Annotated in this window: 18 protein-coding genes and 1 pseudogene; 14 read left to right on the top strand and 5 right to left on the bottom strand. The window is 31.2% G+C overall.

The features are described from left to right. The first annotated feature begins 5 nt into the window (after window positions 1-5). Together CGEO_RS10340 and CGEO_RS08640 are read left to right on the top strand one after the other, a co-directional pair. Window positions 6-143 (top strand): hypothetical protein, encoded by a 138-nt coding sequence (locus tag CGEO_RS10340; RefSeq protein ID WP_367188332.1) that lies wholly within the window; start codon window positions 6-8, stop codon window positions 141-143. A gap of 67 nt (window positions 144-210) precedes the next feature. Continuing rightward, window positions 211-674: pseudogene (locus CGEO_RS08640) on the top strand (aspartate/glutamate racemase family protein). A 625-nt stretch (window positions 675-1,299) separates the two neighbouring features. Here the strand turns inward: CGEO_RS08640 and CGEO_RS08635 are convergent. Together CGEO_RS08635 and CGEO_RS08630 are read right to left on the bottom strand one after the other, a co-directional pair. Beyond that, window positions 1,300-1,503 carry a hypothetical protein gene (locus CGEO_RS08635; protein WP_075540213.1) on the bottom strand — a complete coding sequence of 68 codons (204 nt, stop codon included), beginning with the start codon at window positions 1,501-1,503 and terminating at the stop codon, window positions 1,300-1,302. Between the two features lie 155 nt (window positions 1,504-1,658). Beyond that, the gene (locus tag CGEO_RS08630) at window positions 1,659-1,817 is read right to left on the bottom strand and encodes a hypothetical protein (protein WP_165589861.1); all 159 of its coding nucleotides are present in this window, start codon (window positions 1,815-1,817) and stop codon (window positions 1,659-1,661) included. 191 nt (window positions 1,818-2,008) lie between these two features. On the opposite strand from CGEO_RS08630, the gene CGEO_RS08625 reads away from it, so the two are divergent. From CGEO_RS08625 to luxS, 3 genes are all read left to right on the top strand, one after another. Then, window positions 2,009-2,335: a DUF2325 domain-containing protein gene (locus CGEO_RS08625; protein WP_075493175.1), complete on the top strand. Its 327-nt coding sequence runs from the start codon at window positions 2,009-2,011 to the stop codon at window positions 2,333-2,335. A 128-nt stretch (window positions 2,336-2,463) separates the two neighbouring features. After that, on the top strand, window positions 2,464-2,961 hold the full coding sequence (gene fldA, locus CGEO_RS08620; protein ID WP_075493176.1) for a flavodoxin FldA: 498 nt from the start codon (window positions 2,464-2,466) through the stop codon (window positions 2,959-2,961). An 82-nt stretch (window positions 2,962-3,043) separates the two neighbouring features. After that, a complete protein-coding gene (luxS, locus tag CGEO_RS08615) occupies window positions 3,044-3,532 on the top strand; it encodes an S-ribosylhomocysteine lyase (RefSeq protein WP_075540214.1) in 489 nt (162 codons plus the stop codon). 1,488 nt (window positions 3,533-5,020) lie between these two features. On the opposite strand, the gene CGEO_RS08610 is transcribed toward luxS, so the two are convergent. After that, a complete protein-coding gene (locus tag CGEO_RS08610; RefSeq protein WP_242647994.1) occupies window positions 5,021-5,440 on the bottom strand; it encodes a hypothetical protein in 420 nt (139 codons plus the stop codon). 87 nt (window positions 5,441-5,527) lie between these two features. Here CGEO_RS08610 and dut point away from each other — a divergent pair, with 87 nt between their 5' ends. The 5 genes from dut (at window position 5,528) to CGEO_RS08585 (ending at window position 8,960) form a co-directional block, all read left to right on the top strand. Further along, window positions 5,528-6,217: a dUTPase gene (dut, locus tag CGEO_RS08605; protein WP_075493178.1), complete on the top strand. Its 690-nt coding sequence runs from the start codon at window positions 5,528-5,530 to the stop codon at window positions 6,215-6,217. Then, a complete protein-coding gene (locus tag CGEO_RS08600) occupies window positions 6,214-6,954 on the top strand; it encodes an EI24 domain-containing protein (RefSeq protein ID WP_075540215.1) in 741 nt (246 codons plus the stop codon). The genes dut and CGEO_RS08600 overlap by 4 nt, the downstream gene beginning before the upstream one ends. Window positions 6,955-7,071: 117 nt before the next feature. After that, window positions 7,072-7,266, top strand: coding sequence for a hypothetical protein (locus CGEO_RS08595; protein WP_075493180.1), 195 nt, complete (start codon window positions 7,072-7,074; stop codon window positions 7,264-7,266). Window positions 7,267-7,356: 90 nt separating this feature from the next. Continuing rightward, window positions 7,357-8,001, top strand: coding sequence for a ferritin family protein (locus CGEO_RS08590; protein ID WP_075493181.1), 645 nt, complete (start codon window positions 7,357-7,359; stop codon window positions 7,999-8,001). 299 nt (window positions 8,002-8,300) lie between these two features. Then, window positions 8,301-8,960 carry a Crp/Fnr family transcriptional regulator gene (locus CGEO_RS08585; protein WP_075540216.1) on the top strand — a complete coding sequence of 220 codons (660 nt, stop codon included), beginning with the start codon at window positions 8,301-8,303 and terminating at the stop codon, window positions 8,958-8,960. 1,106 nt (window positions 8,961-10,066) lie between these two features. Here the strand turns inward: CGEO_RS08585 and CGEO_RS08580 are convergent. Then, a complete protein-coding gene (locus CGEO_RS08580) occupies window positions 10,067-10,474 on the bottom strand; it encodes an acyl-CoA thioesterase (RefSeq protein WP_075493183.1) in 408 nt (135 codons plus the stop codon). Between the two features lie 106 nt (window positions 10,475-10,580). On the opposite strand from CGEO_RS08580, the gene ciaB reads away from it, so the two are divergent. From ciaB to CGEO_RS08560, 4 genes are all read left to right on the top strand, one after another. Continuing rightward, window positions 10,581-12,395 (top strand): invasion protein CiaB, encoded by a 1,815-nt coding sequence (gene ciaB, locus CGEO_RS08575; RefSeq protein ID WP_075531466.1) that lies wholly within the window; start codon window positions 10,581-10,583, stop codon window positions 12,393-12,395. Window positions 12,396-12,557: 162 nt separating this feature from the next. Further along, window positions 12,558-13,517 (top strand): sugar ABC transporter substrate-binding protein, encoded by a 960-nt coding sequence (locus CGEO_RS08570; RefSeq protein WP_075540217.1) that lies wholly within the window; start codon window positions 12,558-12,560, stop codon window positions 13,515-13,517. After that, window positions 13,504-14,250, top strand: a complete 747-nt coding sequence (locus CGEO_RS08565; RefSeq protein ID WP_075540218.1) for an ATP-binding cassette domain-containing protein — start codon at window positions 13,504-13,506, stop codon at window positions 14,248-14,250. The genes CGEO_RS08570 and CGEO_RS08565 overlap by 14 nt, the downstream gene beginning before the upstream one ends. After that, entirely contained in the window at window positions 14,243-15,175 is a 933-nt protein-coding gene (locus CGEO_RS08560; protein WP_106381575.1) for an ABC transporter permease, read from the top strand. The genes CGEO_RS08565 and CGEO_RS08560 overlap by 8 nt, the downstream gene beginning before the upstream one ends. A 666-nt stretch (window positions 15,176-15,841) precedes the next feature. Here the strand turns inward: CGEO_RS08560 and CGEO_RS08555 are convergent. Next, window positions 15,842-16,366: a hypothetical protein gene (locus CGEO_RS08555; protein ID WP_075493188.1), complete on the bottom strand. Its 525-nt coding sequence runs from the start codon at window positions 16,364-16,366 to the stop codon at window positions 15,842-15,844. Window positions 16,367-16,381: the final 15 nt, after the last annotated feature.

Genomic DNA, 16,381 nt, shown 5'->3' with positions numbered 1-16,381 from the left:
GTGGCATGAGTTATGAATCAACCATTACTTACTATCAACTTATAAATCAAAAAATCAATCAAGCTAAAGGTGGCTTAAATAGCGCTAAAATCACACTTGAGAGTATAAATTTTGAAGAGATAGAAAAAGTATCAGCGAAATAATGAGTGACAAAAGGCTGGAGAAATTTTAAAAAAATGCGCAACGAATTTGCAAAAGTGCGATGTAGATGTGATTTTGATTTGTACAAATACTATGCATAAAATTTACACTCAAATTTCACAAGCCGTTGATATGCCTGTGCTTCATATCGCACAAGCGACTTTAAATTCGCTAAGAGAAACAACATCTCAAAAGTTGGGCTTCTTGGCACGATTTATACGATGAAAGAGGATTTTTATAAAGATATTCTTATAAAAGGTGGCGTTGAAGTTGTTTTGCCTAGTCAAAAGGATATGGAATTTATAAATTCAGTTATCTTTAATGAACTTTGTTTTGGCGAAATTTCACCTACATCTAAACGCGAGTTTTTAAGAATAATTGAACAAATGGGTGAATTTAAAGCTAGTGGAGTCATACTAGGATGTACCGAAATAGGGCTTTTGATAAAGCAAAGCGATACTAAAATTCCATTTTTTGACACGACTTTAATACACATCGATGAGGTGGTAAATCTGGCTTTAAAGATGGATTAAAAGTTTTAAATCTATTTTATAATGTCTATAGGTTTTCGGTTTGCCTTAAACCATGCTCTGTAAATTCAATATAGCCAATCTTACTCTCTTTTAAGATATTTTTCTTAATTAAATCATTTAATACATTTTGTATTTTTGATTTATTTATTTTTGTCTTAAAATCAACATCTCTAATTAAGTCATTATCTTGTTTTAATTTAAAATAAATACCATTGATTAAAATATTTTTGCTTACTTGTGTTAGATTTTCTAAGAGGTACTCAACTATTTTCTTATAAGCAATATCATTTAAGGCGGCTCAAAATCTTTATTTTTAATTGTATAATTTTCAATTATATTTTTTAAAAGCGTATTTTGTTCCGCTAGATTTTTATTTTCTTTTTTAATTTTAATAGGCTCTGAAAATTCTTTTTTAAGCTTTTCTATCTGGCTATCTTTTTTTTTAATGCATTTTGATACTCTTCTTTTAAAAATTTTATATTGTTATCATACTTCTCTTCTGCTTTGTTATATATATTTAATTTTGATTGCAATTCTCTATTTTCTTCTAATATTTTTTGATTTTCTATTTCAAATTTAGATAGTTTTTTATATTATTTTTAGAAATTTCCAATTTTTTTCTTTTTCAGTTAGATTGCTTTTTAATTTTTCTATGTTTTGCTCTAATTTTGCTTTTTTCTGTTTTAGTATTTTCTCTTACATCAAACAAATCCTTTGTAATTTTGTTAGCTTCCTCCTTCATTTCATTTATTTTTTTTCTGATAAAGTTGCTTTCTTCTTTGCTTAAAAGTGTTTGATTTTCGATATATTGTTTGATTTTTCTAGCCAATTTGGCATGCATAAGAGTAGCCCAGTAGAAGCCATTTGAAATGAGCGGATAAATAAGGGTATATATAATCGCGATTGAAATAGGAACTAAAGTATGGTGATATGATAAAAACGAAAGCCAAGATTATGAATTAGAGGTGTAAAACTTATGATTTCCTAGTAGTTTAAGCTTTTCATCAAGTTTTGCATCGGCGAAAAATATGAGTATAAATTTATGTTTAGTAGCATCCATGAGATTACAAACGAACTCATAAATGGGCTGTATCTAAAGTCATAAAGTTTTGCTTTTATTGATTGTTTTATATCGTTTAGCACTATTTTCCTTTAATATAATTTTATAATATTTTACTATAAACGTACTTAGAATTTTAATAACAATTTAAAATATAAAAGAACATTTAGGCTACAAGTGAAAAATAATCGAAAAATTTCATATTATGATAATGAATATCAGAATAATTTAAACTTTTATACTGTATAATACCACATCAAAAAAAGGAGATGCTATGTCAGTTTTAGTTATAGGAGCAGATGAAATAACGCCGATAAGGGCGGTTTTAAGGGATTTGGGCGCTAGTAAGATAGAGCATTGGGATGCTAGAAATGAAAATAGGGTAAATAGAAAATCTATACCGATTGACACTGAATGTGTGGTCATGCTAACATCATTTTTGAACCACAACACGATGAAAAAGATTAAAAGCGAAGCAAAAAAGAGAAAAATACCTCTAGTTTGCGCAAAAAGAAGCGTTAGCTGTGTCTATTGTGAGTTTTGTAAAATTTTTAATCTTAATAAAGAATTTTCTTGCAAATCAGCTTGTGCAGAAGAGTAAAATATAAATTTAGTTTAAATGAAAGTTGCAATATTTGTTAAAAATATAAAGTTATACTTAGTTAAATTTGTCAAATTTGAGATTGATTATAAATTTTAAAGTTAAAAATTTTTAAATAAAGGAAAAATATGTCGATAGCGATAGTTTATGGAAGTTCGATGGGAAATACCGAAAACGCAGCCGGTGTTATAAAAGAAAAATTAGGGCTTGAGGCAGATGTTTTAAACATCGCAGATACGGATGCAAGCACGCTAAATGGCTACGATAAGCTTATATGCGGTACTTCAACTTGGGGAAGTGGAGATTTGCAAGATGATTGGGATGCGTTTGACTTTTCGGCGCTAAATTTAGATGGAAAAACAGTCGCGGTTTTTGGACTAGGCGATAGCCAAAGCTATAGTGATGAGTACTGTAACGCTATGGGAAAACTTTACTACTCGCTAAAAGAAAAAGGCGCAACTATGGTTGGCGAAGTTAGCAAAGATGGTTACACTTTTGAAGATAGCGAAGCTATAAATGATGATGGAAATTTCGTTGGTTTAGCGCTTGATTATGATAATGAAGATGATATGAGCGATGAGAGAATTTCAAACTGGATTGAAAAAATACGACCGTATTTTGCCTAAAACTCCTTTTAAATTTGGCGTGTAAAAGCGCCAAATTTCTTAAATTTAGATATAATGCCTAAAATTTTTTTAAAGGTTTTATATGCCACTTCTTGATAGTTTTAAAGTAGATCACACTAAGATGAAAGCGCCTGGCGTGCGTTTTGCAAAGAGTATGAAAACCCCAAAGGGCGACGTTATAAGTGTTTTTGACCTTCGTTTTTGCGAGCCTAACAAAGAGTTGATGAACGAAAGAGGAACTCACACGTTAGAACACCTGTTTGCTGGATTTATGAGAGATCATCTTAACTCAAAAGATGTCGAAATCATCGATATTTCGCCGATGGGTTGCAGGACTGGTTTTTATATGAGTTTGATTGGAAGTCCAAAAAATGAGGATGTCATAAAAGCATGGCAAGAGTCGATGAAAGATGTTTTAAAAGTAGCGAGTCAAGAGCAAATTCCAGAGCTTAATATCTATCAGTGCGGAACTTGTGAAATGCATAGTCTTGATGAGGCGCAAAAGATAGCTAAAAGCGTTTTAGATAGAGGCATTGGCGTGATAGATAATGACAAGATAAAGCTTGCTTAAATAATTATTAAAAAACTATAGCTTGCCTGATTGCGATTTATAGCCTAGACAACGGTATCGCGCTTGGTGTGATTTATAGCTAGGCAAGGTGAGCATAGTTTAGTATTTTTAGCTTTTTTACTTAAAATAAGTAAAGCTTTTGCTTTGGCGTTTTATAAAAATCAAGTTTTGTTGGTTTAGTACGTTAAAGTGTTTTGGCTTATGTAAACTCGCATAAATTTTTGGCTTTTATGGTTGATTAAAATTTATATGAATTTATTAAAATTGCAAATTTTAGCTTAAAAATATTGACTAAATTTAGAAATATTTATTAATTATATTTATCTATTTTTAGCTTAAATTTAGACAAAGTAATTTTATCTACTTTATAATCTAAACATAAATTTACTCTAATAATAAAATTATTAGAGTAAATGAGCGCTTTGGAACTTTAGAATTTAAGTGTAAATTTATGATGTTTGTTTGGAGTTTTTTGAGATTTTTGTTTAATGAATTTTTCGTGATTAATTTAGCTAAGATTTATGAGTTGAAGTCTAAAAATTTAAAGCTAGACAAATATTTTTTTAACAAATTTCGTGTCAAGCCCTGTATTTATAGCAAAAATATATAGCTTTACTTTAAGAAATACCGTATAAAAACTCATTGTTATCAACTACATTGTGCAAATAATTAAGAAATTTCTTTAAGAAATACTACATAAAACTTTTTAATAAGAGTTTTTTAGTCGCTTTTATCTTTTTTAAACTCTGCAATTGAAAATTTACCGCTGTGATAATAAATTTGTTGTGATTTATTTGAGCAAATTTTGGTTTGAGTTTTGTATAAATTTGGCTTGATTTATTTAAATTATTTTACGCTAAAAACGTATTTTTAGATAATTTTTCATCCCCATTGCGATACAACGCACCAAATAAATCATATCTAAGTGGCTAAAATTTTCGTTTTTACTCTCGCATTATTTATAAATTCTCATTTTTGCTAACTTAAAGTAGCCGTTAAAACAATTTTTTCAAATTTGTTATTTGATAAATGAATTTTGCAAAGTATCTGCTAAATTAAAAATTTGGCTAGTTTTTAGCAGTTGATTTAACAAAGTTTTTATAAGTTAAATTTGGCATAAATTTCTAAAAATTTTGTTATAAAGCACTAATTGTTTTCTAATTTTTAGTATAAAAATAAATTGATTTACAACTTTTTTAAAGTAAAAATAACTTTAAGTTATCAAAATTTGCTAAATTTGGAAATAAAAGATTTTTATAAAAATTATTTAAGTATTTTTACATCAAACTGTTAATTAAACCTATTTAAATCTTAAATTTTATAACCCAAGATTTTACAAGAGATTTTGCAACTATTTACAAGTTAAATTAAACTATAAATATCTAAAATTAATTTGTTTCAAATTTAAAAATATACTCTCTTAGAGGTTGAAAAGTTATAAAAATCAACCAAAAAAGTAGAAATTCTAACCTTTAGAATAAATTTGGGTTATACGATTTTCTCATCTCTTTTCCACTCATATTTTTTGCCAAAGCCCAAGCGGTTATCTGTAAGTTTTGCCCAGCTAACTTTTATAGTCCAAAGTGTTGGATTCATAGCAAGTGCAAATGGAAATCTTTTAAAGTAAATTCTTTGCTCAAATTTATCGCTTAAACCCATCTGTCCAAGAAACTGCACGCCTTGAATTTTGCCGATGATGGTGGTATCAAGTGCGATTGTCCCAGAGACTTTATCGCAAATTTCTATAGCTTTTATATGCTTTGTTTCTTTGCTTGCAGCTATTATAAGTTTGGAATTTTCTTTATCATAAGCGTAAAAAGCGCTTGAGCTATAAGGAGCGCCATCTGATAAAACGCACAAGCTTAAAAGCTGCATTTTGCTTATAAAATCATCAAATTCTTTTCTCACAAATCCACCTATGCTAATAAAATTTAGCAATGATACCAAAATTATTACCAAAAATTTGTTATAATCTTATAAAAAATAAGGAAAATTATGAACCCGCAAGAAAAACTAAAAGATATGTTTGTTATGCAACAACGCCTAAATGACGAGACAAACGGCATTGGATGGGAAAACGGATATGCAAAAAACGGCAAGTTGATAAACTGGAAAAGATGTATTTATATGGAGTGCGCTGAGCTGATTGAGAGCTTTTCGTGGAAGCATTGGAAAAGCATAAATGCACCAACAAATGCCGAAAATGTCGCAGTTGAAATCGTTGATATATGGCACTTTTTGATGAGTTTGGTTTTAGAGCAAACTTACACATATAAAGATATTGATACGGTTGTAAACGACGTGGCGTCAGTTAGCGGTTTTGGCGACTTTTGTATAGATGCGTATGATATCAGCGAGTATAGTATTTATGAGATAATTAACGATATTGAGGTGATTATACATGATTGTAGTGGGTTTAACTACGAGCTTCACAACCTGCTTACAAACTACTTTAGAGTTGCGCTTAAGTGTGGCGTAAATCTGCATAATCTTTATGAAATTTACATCGCAAAAAACGTTTTAAACAAATTTAGACAAGATAACGGTTATCAAGATGGAAGTTATCAAAAAATTTGGAATGGCAAGGAAGATAACGTTGTTATGAGTGAGATTTTGGCGTGCGGTGGGCTAAATTCGCAAGAAATTTATGAAAGATTAGAAGTTGAGTATAAAAAGATAAAATGATAGGAATTTTTAGACTCTCTTTAAAAGATTTTTTAACGCGTAAATTTATACTTTTATCGATTTTACCGTTTTTAGTGGCGGTTGTGTTGCTTGGCGGGTTTATGATATTTGGCGGAAAAGAGCTGTTTGATACGCTAAGTCTTGGCGCACAAAGCGGGGATTTTTCGTTTTTAGATGAGAGCGAGTATCCGTGGCTAGCAAAGGCGCTAACTTTTGGGCTAACTAAATGGATAATCTCAGCGCTTTTTTATGTCGCTGGAACCTTTTTAGTGCTTATGCTCTCTGTTTTTATCGCACTTGGCGTGGCTGGATTTTTAACTCCGATAGTCGCAAAAGAGCTAAATTTGCGACATTACAACCTTGTTAAAGAGAGCGAGCCGAGTTTTTGGCGTGTGATGAAGCTTATGGGGATTGAGCTGGTTAAATTTATAGTGATTTTGCTGATTTGCTTGCCGCTTTTATTTATCCCAGTTATAAATTTATTTGCTATCAATATCCCGTTTTTCTATCTTTATTATAAATTTCTTCTTGTTGATGTAGCTTCAAATGCTCTTGATAAAACTAAATTTGAACTAGCTTATAAAAAAGGCGGCGGTTATGGTTTTATTTTTGCGTGCATTGTCTTTTATATACTTTGTTTAGTGCCATTTGTTGGGCTTTTTTTCCAACTTTTTTTCGTTATATATCTAACCCATATTTTGTATTCAAAAGAGCGAAAAAACAGCTTGAAATACTAAACCAACTCGCTAGCAACTTTACAACTGTTTTATAAAACATCTTTTGCTTGATATAAATCAACAAGAGTTTTATAAATTTTAGCTACTATTTTACCAAATTTATTAAAAGGAAATCCAATGAAAATAGATAATATTTATGTTTGTAACGTTTGTTGCACAAGAAGCGATGAGGATAAAAATGCAGTCTTTATAAAAGCTCATAAAGGTGGCGAAGAGGTCGATATATGCACATCTTGTATGCCAAGCGTGATACATGGTTCAGGCTTAGTTGTTAAATCAAACGATGAAGTTAGAGAGGAAATTTCTTTATAATTTTGATTTGAATTATCAATAAAACTTATTATTGACAAAATTTTACTCTTGTGATAAAATACTTTGATTTTGATAATGAAAGGATTTTGTATGAGACAGTACGAGAGTTACAAATGCCCAAAATGCGGTAACGTAGTTGAGGTTCAAGAAGTTGGCGGCGGAGTTTTAACCTGTTGTGGCGAAGAGATGGTTTGCATCACTGAGAATTTAACTGCTGTGAATTTGATGAAAGCGTTTGCAGGAGAGTCTCAAGCTAGAAACAAGTATGATTTATACGCAGATCTTGCTAAAGAGGCTGGATATCACGCTATCGCAAAACATTTTTATGAAGCAGCAGAAAATGAAAAATGGCACGCAAGAGCCGAGTTTAAAGCATATCATCAACTAGTTAATGATCCAATCGATAAAATGGATAAAAACCTACTAGATGCAGCAGCTGGCGAAAGATACGAGCATGAGACTATGTATCCGGACTTTGAAGCAATCGCAAAAGAGGAGAAGCTAAACGATATCGCTAGACTTTTTAGAGCTATCGGCAAGGTTGAAGTTGAGCATGAAAGAGAGTATCTAGCGCTTAAAGATATGCTTGATAAAGAGGGATTTTTTGAGAGCGAAGATGAAGATATATGGGTTTGCGAGATTTGTGGACACGTTCACAGAGGCAAAAAAGCTCCAGGCGCTTGCCCGCTTTGTAAAGCGCCACAAGAGTACTTTAAACGAGAGTTTTTAGGCTAAATTTTAGAGCCAAATTCGGCTCTAAATATATTTTTGATATCAATTTTTGTTTATCCTTGCAAAATAATATTTTGATAATGCTTATATATTTTTACGATTTAAAATGTGTTATATATAAAGTATTCTGAAATTTCATATATAATTATCTAAATTAAATTGTTCAGTTAAAATTATGATATGTTTTATAATTTTTCGATAACTTTTTTTGAATATATTTATGTGATTCGTTTATTTAAAAATTTTTAATAAAAAATTATTATAATTACAAGATATATTAGTGTTAATCACAAAGGAAAAATATGCTCAAAGATGCAGACAGAGTTTTTTTAGAGGAGAAATTTTTATCTAAATTTGATTTTAGTGGTGAAGACAGAGAAAAAGTCATAAAAAATTGTAAAAATAAATTTATGAAAAAAGATGAGATATTATATCAAGATAATGAAGGCTACTACGGTTATATCATAATAAAAAATGGAATTTTAAGAGCATACGTTACATCAAATACCCTAAAAGAGATAACGATTTTTAGGGTAAAAAGTGGCGAGGAGTGCATACTTTCTTCAAACTATACAACAACATCTTTTGGAAAAGAGCTTAACTTTCAGATAGAAGAGTGTTGCGAGTTTTTATTTATACCAATGCAAATTTATCAAGAATTAAAAGAAAAATACCCATCTGTCACGAACCACACTTTAAAACTTATATCAAAAAAATTTAGCTCGGTCATAGAGGTGATTGAGCAAGCGCTCTTTTTGCCACTTTCTGATAGGATACGCATTTTTTTAGAGCAAAATTGTAAAAACAAAACGATAAAAATCACGCACGAACAGCTAGCAAATCATCTTGGAAGCGCAAGAGAAGCGATATCTAGAACACTAAAAGATATGGAAAAATCTGGAGAAATAGAGAGAAAACGAGGATTTATAACTATACTTTCTAGTGATTTTAAACGGAATTAAAATGTAACATAATCACAAAATTTAATGGAAATTTTTGCTATTATTTCGCAAGTTTTCTTTTAAGAAAACTTGATTTTTTATGCATGGCTTTACGTCATATCCGCGGTTAGTTAGATAAATACTTCTAATCGCGGCTTTGCGTTTTTATAAATTTGTTTAAATTTAAGTTTAAGTATTTATATATAAAAATATTATTATAATATACATTAAACTTAAATGAATTTCTTCTAAAATATTTAAAATCAATTTGTTGCTTTAGTCACATTTAATAAATTTATAGTCTTAAAATGCGCGTAATTTATCCTAAAATAGGGCATTATATCGTTTTTTTAGCTAAAGCATTTTTATAAATTTAGTGCTATAAATTTTTTTAAAATATATTTACGTTATAAGTTAAATTTAATAATTTCGTTGTTGGATTTTGTTACAAACTTAAAAAGTAAGTTTGAGCTGGAAAAATTTGGTTAGAATTTATTAACTTAATTTTATATAAATTTATAAAATAATAATGATAAGATTATTAAATTTAAAATTTATATCAATTGTTATCTTTAATTTGTAATTTCAAAAACAAGATATTTTAAAAACAAAAGCAAGAAATTTTTAAATTTACAAACTTAAATTCAAAAAACAGATAAAAATTCTGCAGATTCTCATATAAATTCACGACACAAAATCTTTAAATTTAAAAGATTTAAGAATTTTATAGCCAAAATATTTTGCTATAAATTTAAATGTTTGAAATTCGATACTTTAAATATATAAAATTTAAAATAATCTTTTGATAAATATATAAAATTTGATAATTCTTGAGTAAATTTTACCTAAATTTAAGAGTTTAAAAATTTGCTAAGTTCTAGTTTGAAATTTGCAACACTTTTTAAGCTTATCCAAATTTTATAAAGAGCAATTACAAAGATATAAAGCAAAAAAGCGATGAAAGTTACGCTGAGAGTTTGTCTTGCCTTAATGTGCTTTAACGATAAAAATCAAAAGCGAAGAAGCTAAACTATATATAATTTTGATGTTTATCTTGTAAAACTAAAGAAAAATGTTAAAAAACAAGCTCAAATTTAGCCAAATTTGGTGAATTTGGCTAATGCGGTTTAAAAACCATAAAGCCTTTTTAAGTCTTCATCTATGATTTTTTTATTTCCCGCGCGATCTACGCTTACGTATGTAACTTCGGCTGTCGTTACGTGAGTGCACATTATCGTATGCTCGCTAGTAAGCCTTTCAACCGTAACTTCGACAACTGTTTTTATAGAAGTTTTTCCAACTTCAGTCACCTTTGCATGGCAACTTACTAAATCTCCAATAAAAACCGGTTCTTTAAAAACAACCTCTTTCATCGCTATTGTCACAACTCGCTCTGGCGCGATTTCGCGAGCTGCTATAGCTCCTGCTGAATCGATTTGCGAGAGTATCCAACCACCGAAAATATTTCCGGCTGGATTTGTATCTTTTGGCATAGCAACTATTTTTATGCGTGGTTCACCCATTGTTTTTAGCATTTTAATCCTTTTTTTGTCGTAATTCTACCCATAAAAAGTTAAAAATTTATTTTTTATCTAAATAGTTAAAAATTTAATGTTAAAATCTTTGTTTTAAAGGAAAAATATGAATAATTTTAAAAAACTTTTAGAATATGTAAATGAGAACAAAAACGAGCTAAACGAGCTTTATGAAGATCTTGAAAACGACTATGTTAAAAAAGGTCTTGAAATCTGTAAATTCAAAGGTACAAAATCACAAAGAATAGCCATTTTAAGACGGATTGTGGATTTAAAAGTTGATCCTTTGCTTCAAGAGTTTAAAAAGGCAAAATATGATGAAAAACTTACCTTAGAACTTCGCGATAAGATGTATGATTTCACGGCTTTGATTCACGAAGGGCTTCACAGAAAGCTTATCACAAAAGCGACAAATAACAAAATTTTAAGCGAATATAACTTAGCTTTGATTGCTGGGGTGCATAAAATCGGCTTAGTGATAAATAAAATGCAAAAAGAGTGGCAACACATTGTGATAGATGAAAACTCTAAAAAATTTGCCAAAATGCCAAGTGCTAGAAAATTTATCCAAGATAACGAGCTGTATCAAAAAACTCCAAGGGGAGATGTTTGTGATAGAAGTTATGGCGTTGTTGTTTTTGATAAAGATGGTGCGAAATTCCAGCCTTACGCGAATGTTTTTCTTGAAGACACAAAAGAGCTAGAGCAATGCTTTGATGCGTTAATAGAGCATTTAGACATGCTAGCTATAAGTGGTGAGGAAAAAGAGTATATAGAGTATTTTAAAAAGCTTAAAATCGCATTTTTACAAACAGATAACAAAAAGATGATAGCTTCATGGCGAGATGCTGAGATGGTCTGGATGAACGTAAAATCCCCACTTCAAGTAGGTCATCCACTTGAATACTACGAAGACGCCTACACTCACGCAGTCGCCTTAGAATGGGATATAAGACTTAAAGAAGATAGCGAGTTTGATGAGGTTAAATTTAAAGATGAGATTAAAGATAGTTTTAACAGCGTTTATAAAAAAATCGGTGCAAATGACGCTATAATGCACTCAGTCGTAAACTCAAACATAGATAAAACTCAGCTTTATATCTCAACTCCGATGATTTACTATGGAGCTGAACTTGAGGGGCTTTTTAGCGCGCAAGTTGTGCCAAATGATGAGTTTGTGAGCGCAAATTCTGGTAAGAAAATTTTTGCTTTTGTAAAGCATGTTTATCAAAGTGCCAAATCAAAGCCTTTTATGCGTATAAGTAGTGAGATTTTTGAAAAACAGTATTTAGACTATGGTAGAGAAATTCTCTTTTGTAAGCCTGAAATTTGGGAAAAAGTTTATGAGGTAAGCACGATAGGACATGAGTTTGGACATCTGTTTTTTATAGATGAAGAGAGTGAAACTTTGATGAATAAAAGCGGGGTTTTTAAATTTATCGAAGAGTACAAAGCGACAACTGGCGGGCTTATAAATTTCTTTTATCATGAAGATGAAGCGCTTAAACTACCTGTTTTTGATGAGTTGATTCGCCGAAGTGTTGGGCTTATAGCGTGGCAAAAAGTCGAGCATGTAAGGGCGTATTACTGTGAGGGACTTATACATTTGACGCTTCTTTTTGAAAGTGGAGTTTTGAAATTTGATAAAGAGAAGCTACACGTTAAATTCGATCTTGATGGATATGAGAAATTTAAACTTGCTTGCATTAAAAACTATGAAGCGCTAGCTACTTTTTACTACTATAAAAAAGATGCGGCGATATTTTTAGATGGTTTTTGTGAGTTAAAAGATGGAATTTATCTGCCAAATAACAAAGAGGCGCGAGAATTTGTCGAGTATTTTCACAATCTTTATGAAGAGATTGGCAATGAAACAAGCGATGAGGAGCAAAAGCAAGAGTGGATTAGTAAGATAAGCTAATAAACAAGTAAAAGCATAGTTTAGATAACTTGAGTGATAAATTTAGAAATGATTAAAGACAATTAAGTTCTAAGGTTTAGAAAAACTATTTTAAATTTATAACAATGTTTTACCATAAATAAATTTAATTAAAAATGTAATAAATTTTAAAAAAGGATAGAAATGAAATTTAAAAGTTTGATTTTAGCTACGGTTTTGTTAGCTACAACTTTGGTTGCAAAAGATAGACTTAGTATCTATTTTGAGGCTGGTGCGGTTGGGGACTCGTTTTCAACTGTTATATCAAATGGCGCAAAGGCTGCGGCTAAAGATTTGGATGTGGATTTAAAAATTTACTACTCTGATTGGGAGCCAAGCAAGATGGTTGAAAATTTCAAAAACGCGCTTGCTACAAAGCCAGATGGCATGGTTATCATGGGACATCCTGGCGATGAGCTTTATGCTCCGCTTGTAGAACAAGCCGTAAAGCAAGGTATCGTGGTAACTTCGGTTGATACTGAGCTTTTAAAAACTAGAGAGGAATTTGCGTCTAAAGGCTTTGGCTATGTTGGAAGTAACAACTACGAAAGTGGCAAATCTATGGCAAATGAAGCTATAAGAGTATTTGGGCTTAAAAAAGGCGAAAGCGTGATGATATGGGGGCTTTTAAGCCAGCCGATTCGTGGGTTAAGAGCTAAAGGCATGATAGAAGTTTTTGAAACAAATGGCATAAAGGTTGATTATATAGAAATCTCTCCAGAGATAAACAAAGACCCATCTTTGGGGCTTAGCGTGTTTAGTGCCTATGTTTTAAAACATACAAAAACAAGACTTGCTATAATGGATCATGGTGCATTAACAGCGCAAACTCCACAGTTTATGAAAAACTTAAATTTAGATAAAGACAAGCTTAATATCGCTGGTTTTTCACTCTCTCCTGCAACAGTTGCTGGGATAAAAGATGGCTATATCGACTTAGTTGGCGACGCGCAGCCGTTTGTGCAAGGATATCTTGGAGTATGGCAAGCTGTGATGAGTAAAAAATATGCATTTTCAGGTTTTAACATCGATACTGGCGGTGGATTTGCAACAAAAGATAACATAAAAACAATCGAGCCGCTTATAAAAAATGGCATTAGATAATATTATAAAAATAAAAAACGCTTATAAAAGTTTTGGCAAAACAGAGGTTTTAAAAGGCGTTGATTTTAGTCTAAAAAGTGGCGAGATAATCGCCCTTTTAGGCGATAACGGTGCTGGAAAATCGACTTTTATAAAATGCCTTTGCGGATATGATAAATTCGATAGCGTAGATGGGTTTGAAATCGATAATAAAAGTATAAATTTAGCTAAATTTAGTCTAAAACAAGCTAGAAATTTAGGCATAGAAGTTGTCTTTCAAGAAAGTACACTAGGGCTATCTCAAGAAATTTATAGAAATATTTTCGCTACTCGCCACATAACCAAATTTGGGCTAATTGACAGAAAAAAAGAGATAGAGATAACAGAGCAAATTTTAAAAGAGTTTTTAGGTTTTAAGGGTTCTGGTTTAAACGCAACTTCAAAAGCGCTAAATTTAAGTGGTGGCGAAAAGCAAGGTTTAGCTATCGCAAGAGCGGTTTACTTTAACTCTAAAATGCTGATTTTAGATGAGCCAACAACTGCGCTTGGAGTGAATGAAACATCGCGTGTGATGGGGTTTATCGCTAGTTTAAAAGAGAAAAACATAAGCGTTATTATCATTACGCATAACTTAAATCACGCTTATGAAACCTGTGATAAATTTGTTTTTTTAAGAGATGGAGTGATAAAAAAAGAGCTTTTAAAAGAGCAAATTTCAAATTTAGATGAACTTTATAAGGCGTTTTATGAGTAGGACGAATTTGATTGTGAGTGCGATGTTGCTACTCATTTTAGCACTTTTTACTGCCTTTTCGCCCGATGTTTTTTTAAGCAAAAGTATCTATTTTAGCTATCTTTCATCTATTCCGATTATCATAATCTTATCGCTTGGACTTTTGCCACTTATCATAGCTGGGGAATTTGATATGAGTTTTCCTGCGGTTATGGCGATGAGTGGGTTTGTCTTTTCATATGTTTTTAAACTTAGCAACTCTTTGCTTTTAGCAGCTGTTTTGTCTTTAAGCTTTGGAGCTTTTGCTGGGGCTTTTAATGCATTTTTAGTAGTCAATGCAAAAGTCCCATCAATCATAGCAACGATTGGCACGCAGTTTTTTTGGCGTGGGCTTGCTGTGGTTTTAAGCGGTGGGCTATCACTGTCTTTAGCAAGCGCTGATGGGGTTGTGAAGAGTTTTTTTGTTGGGCGAGTGAGTGGCGTTCCAGCGCAATCCTTAATCGCAATCGCTTTGGCGGTTTTAACATACATTTTGATTTTTCGCCATAAATTTGGAGACAATATCCTTTTTACTGGCGATAACACAAAGGTTGCAAAAATGCTAGGAATCAACGTTGCAGCGACTAAATACGCCCTTTTTATCAACATGGGTTTAGCAAGTGCGCTAGCTAGCATAATCTTAAGCCTTGAGTTTGTAAACTGGTGGCCAACGCAAGGAGATGGTTATATGCTTTTGGTTTTTGCTGCGATTTTTATCGGCGGAACAAGCGTGTATGGCGGAAGCGGGAGCGTGTATGGAACACTTGTTGGTGGCGTGATAATTGGTATCATGGAAAGTGGGATTGTCGTTATGGGCTTTGATGCGTTTTATACAAGGCTTGTTTATGGCGCTATAATCGTGATTTCTGTTGTCGTGTATGCTAAATTTGAGAAAAAGCAGGAGTGATTTTATAAATTGATTATGTAGATTTATAAATTTTGCTTTTATAAAAGGGTGGTTTTTAGTAAATGGTTTACTTATAGCTTGTTATTTACGGTTTTAAATGCAAAAATTGTACTAAGTCAAAAGCTTTAAACTGTTTTTAAACCCCTTAAATCTGCCAAATTTTTATAAATAAATATGATAAATAAGCCATTTTGATTAATAATTTTATATATTATTTTAAATTTGCTAGGTGAAATTTAAAGCATTTCGTTTGAATAAAATTTGCAGATTTAAAAAACGAAATATTTTAAAAAATTTATAAAACTATCCAGTTTTGATGATTTTGCGCTGTAATTTACCACTATAAAAAGGCAAATAGCGCAAATGAGAAAAACTGCACAAAATTTTCAAAAATTTCACAACGTACAAAAAGTGTAAATTTACAAAGTCTAAGCTTATTTTTAAAGCAAAAATGCCAAATCATCAAAATGCTAAAATCAAAGAGCAAAGCCTTAACAAATCGCTAAAAAACGTCACTAAAAGCATAATGTACAATATCGAAATAAGATTATAATTTATTTTAAAACATAACTTGCAAAAAACCACTAGCAAATAAATCTCATATCTTAAACCAACTCGCGCGTTAAAATAGGCTAAATGCTGCTAAAATTTAGCCCTAAATTTATACTAAAACTCAAAGCATTCTATGTGAATTTGCTTATCCTCGCTTAGTTTTTCTACTACTTTTTTGCTCTCATCTGTAACCGGTAAAACGATGTGATGACCCTCTTTAAAGCCTAAAAAGTAGTCTTGCTCGCTTTTTACTATGCGATTTAGCGAACTAGCAGAAAACTTTTCGCTCGCTCGTGGAGTTTGGCTAGGAGAAAATGATATGATATTTTTCTCATCATCGACTAAAAAATTCATCTCAACTCTTGATTCTTGCATCTCTTCTGCTAATTTTATATGTTTTTTACACATATTTTTATAATACATCGGATAAATAATCAGCCAAAAAACCGCCATCACCAACGAAACAAGTGATAAAAGCGGAACTGTTTTTAAAAATCCATCTAAAATAATTCCAACCAAAATAAACTCAAAAGGCACAGCATAAAAGCTAATCAGCTTTTGGCGAACCGCCTTTTTACTGTGTAAAATCATAAATTTTTTTAAATTCGCAACGTCTTTATTTGTGATAGTTACTTGCATTTTTTTCCTTGAAAT

It is taken from the genome of Campylobacter geochelonis, from assembly GCF_013201685.1.
Lineage (GTDB): Bacteria > Campylobacterota > Campylobacteria > Campylobacterales > Campylobacteraceae > Campylobacter_B > Campylobacter_B geochelonis.
Note: the sequence above shows the minus strand (reverse complement) of the source record. Positions and strands in the feature narration are given on the sequence as shown.

What these genes read in the sequence shown, in the direction of transcription:
- CGEO_RS08570 (WP_075540217.1), top strand. Translation starts at nt 12,558, where the DNA reads ATGAAATTTAAAAGTTTGATTTTAGCTACGGTTTTGTTAGCTACAACT.
- fldA (WP_075493176.1), top strand. Translation starts at nt 2,464, where the DNA reads ATGTCGATAGCGATAGTTTATGGAAGTTCGATGGGAAATACCGAAAAC.
- CGEO_RS08625 (WP_075493175.1), top strand. Translation starts at nt 2,009, where the DNA reads ATGTCAGTTTTAGTTATAGGAGCAGATGAAATAACGCCGATAAGGGCG.
- CGEO_RS10340 (WP_367188332.1), top strand. Translation starts at nt 6, where the DNA reads ATGAGTTATGAATCAACCATTACTTACTATCAACTTATAAATCAAAAA.
- CGEO_RS08595 (WP_075493180.1), top strand. Translation starts at nt 7,072, where the DNA reads ATGAAAATAGATAATATTTATGTTTGTAACGTTTGTTGCACAAGAAGC.
- CGEO_RS08580 (WP_075493183.1), bottom strand. Translation starts at nt 10,474, where the DNA reads ATGCTAAAAACAATGGGTGAACCACGCATAAAAATAGTTGCTATGCCA.
- CGEO_RS08565 (WP_075540218.1), top strand. Translation starts at nt 13,504, where the DNA reads ATGGCATTAGATAATATTATAAAAATAAAAAACGCTTATAAAAGTTTT.
- CGEO_RS08600 (WP_075540215.1), top strand. Translation starts at nt 6,214, where the DNA reads ATGATAGGAATTTTTAGACTCTCTTTAAAAGATTTTTTAACGCGTAAA.
- CGEO_RS08590 (WP_075493181.1), top strand. Translation starts at nt 7,357, where the DNA reads ATGAGACAGTACGAGAGTTACAAATGCCCAAAATGCGGTAACGTAGTT.
- ciaB (WP_075531466.1), top strand. Translation starts at nt 10,581, where the DNA reads ATGAATAATTTTAAAAAACTTTTAGAATATGTAAATGAGAACAAAAAC.
- CGEO_RS08555 (WP_075493188.1), bottom strand. Translation starts at nt 16,366, where the DNA reads ATGCAAGTAACTATCACAAATAAAGACGTTGCGAATTTAAAAAAATTT.
- dut (WP_075493178.1), top strand. Translation starts at nt 5,528, where the DNA reads ATGAACCCGCAAGAAAAACTAAAAGATATGTTTGTTATGCAACAACGC.
- CGEO_RS08585 (WP_075540216.1), top strand. Translation starts at nt 8,301, where the DNA reads ATGCTCAAAGATGCAGACAGAGTTTTTTTAGAGGAGAAATTTTTATCT.
- CGEO_RS08560 (WP_106381575.1), top strand. Translation starts at nt 14,243, where the DNA reads ATGAGTAGGACGAATTTGATTGTGAGTGCGATGTTGCTACTCATTTTA.
- luxS (WP_075540214.1), top strand. Translation starts at nt 3,044, where the DNA reads ATGCCACTTCTTGATAGTTTTAAAGTAGATCACACTAAGATGAAAGCG.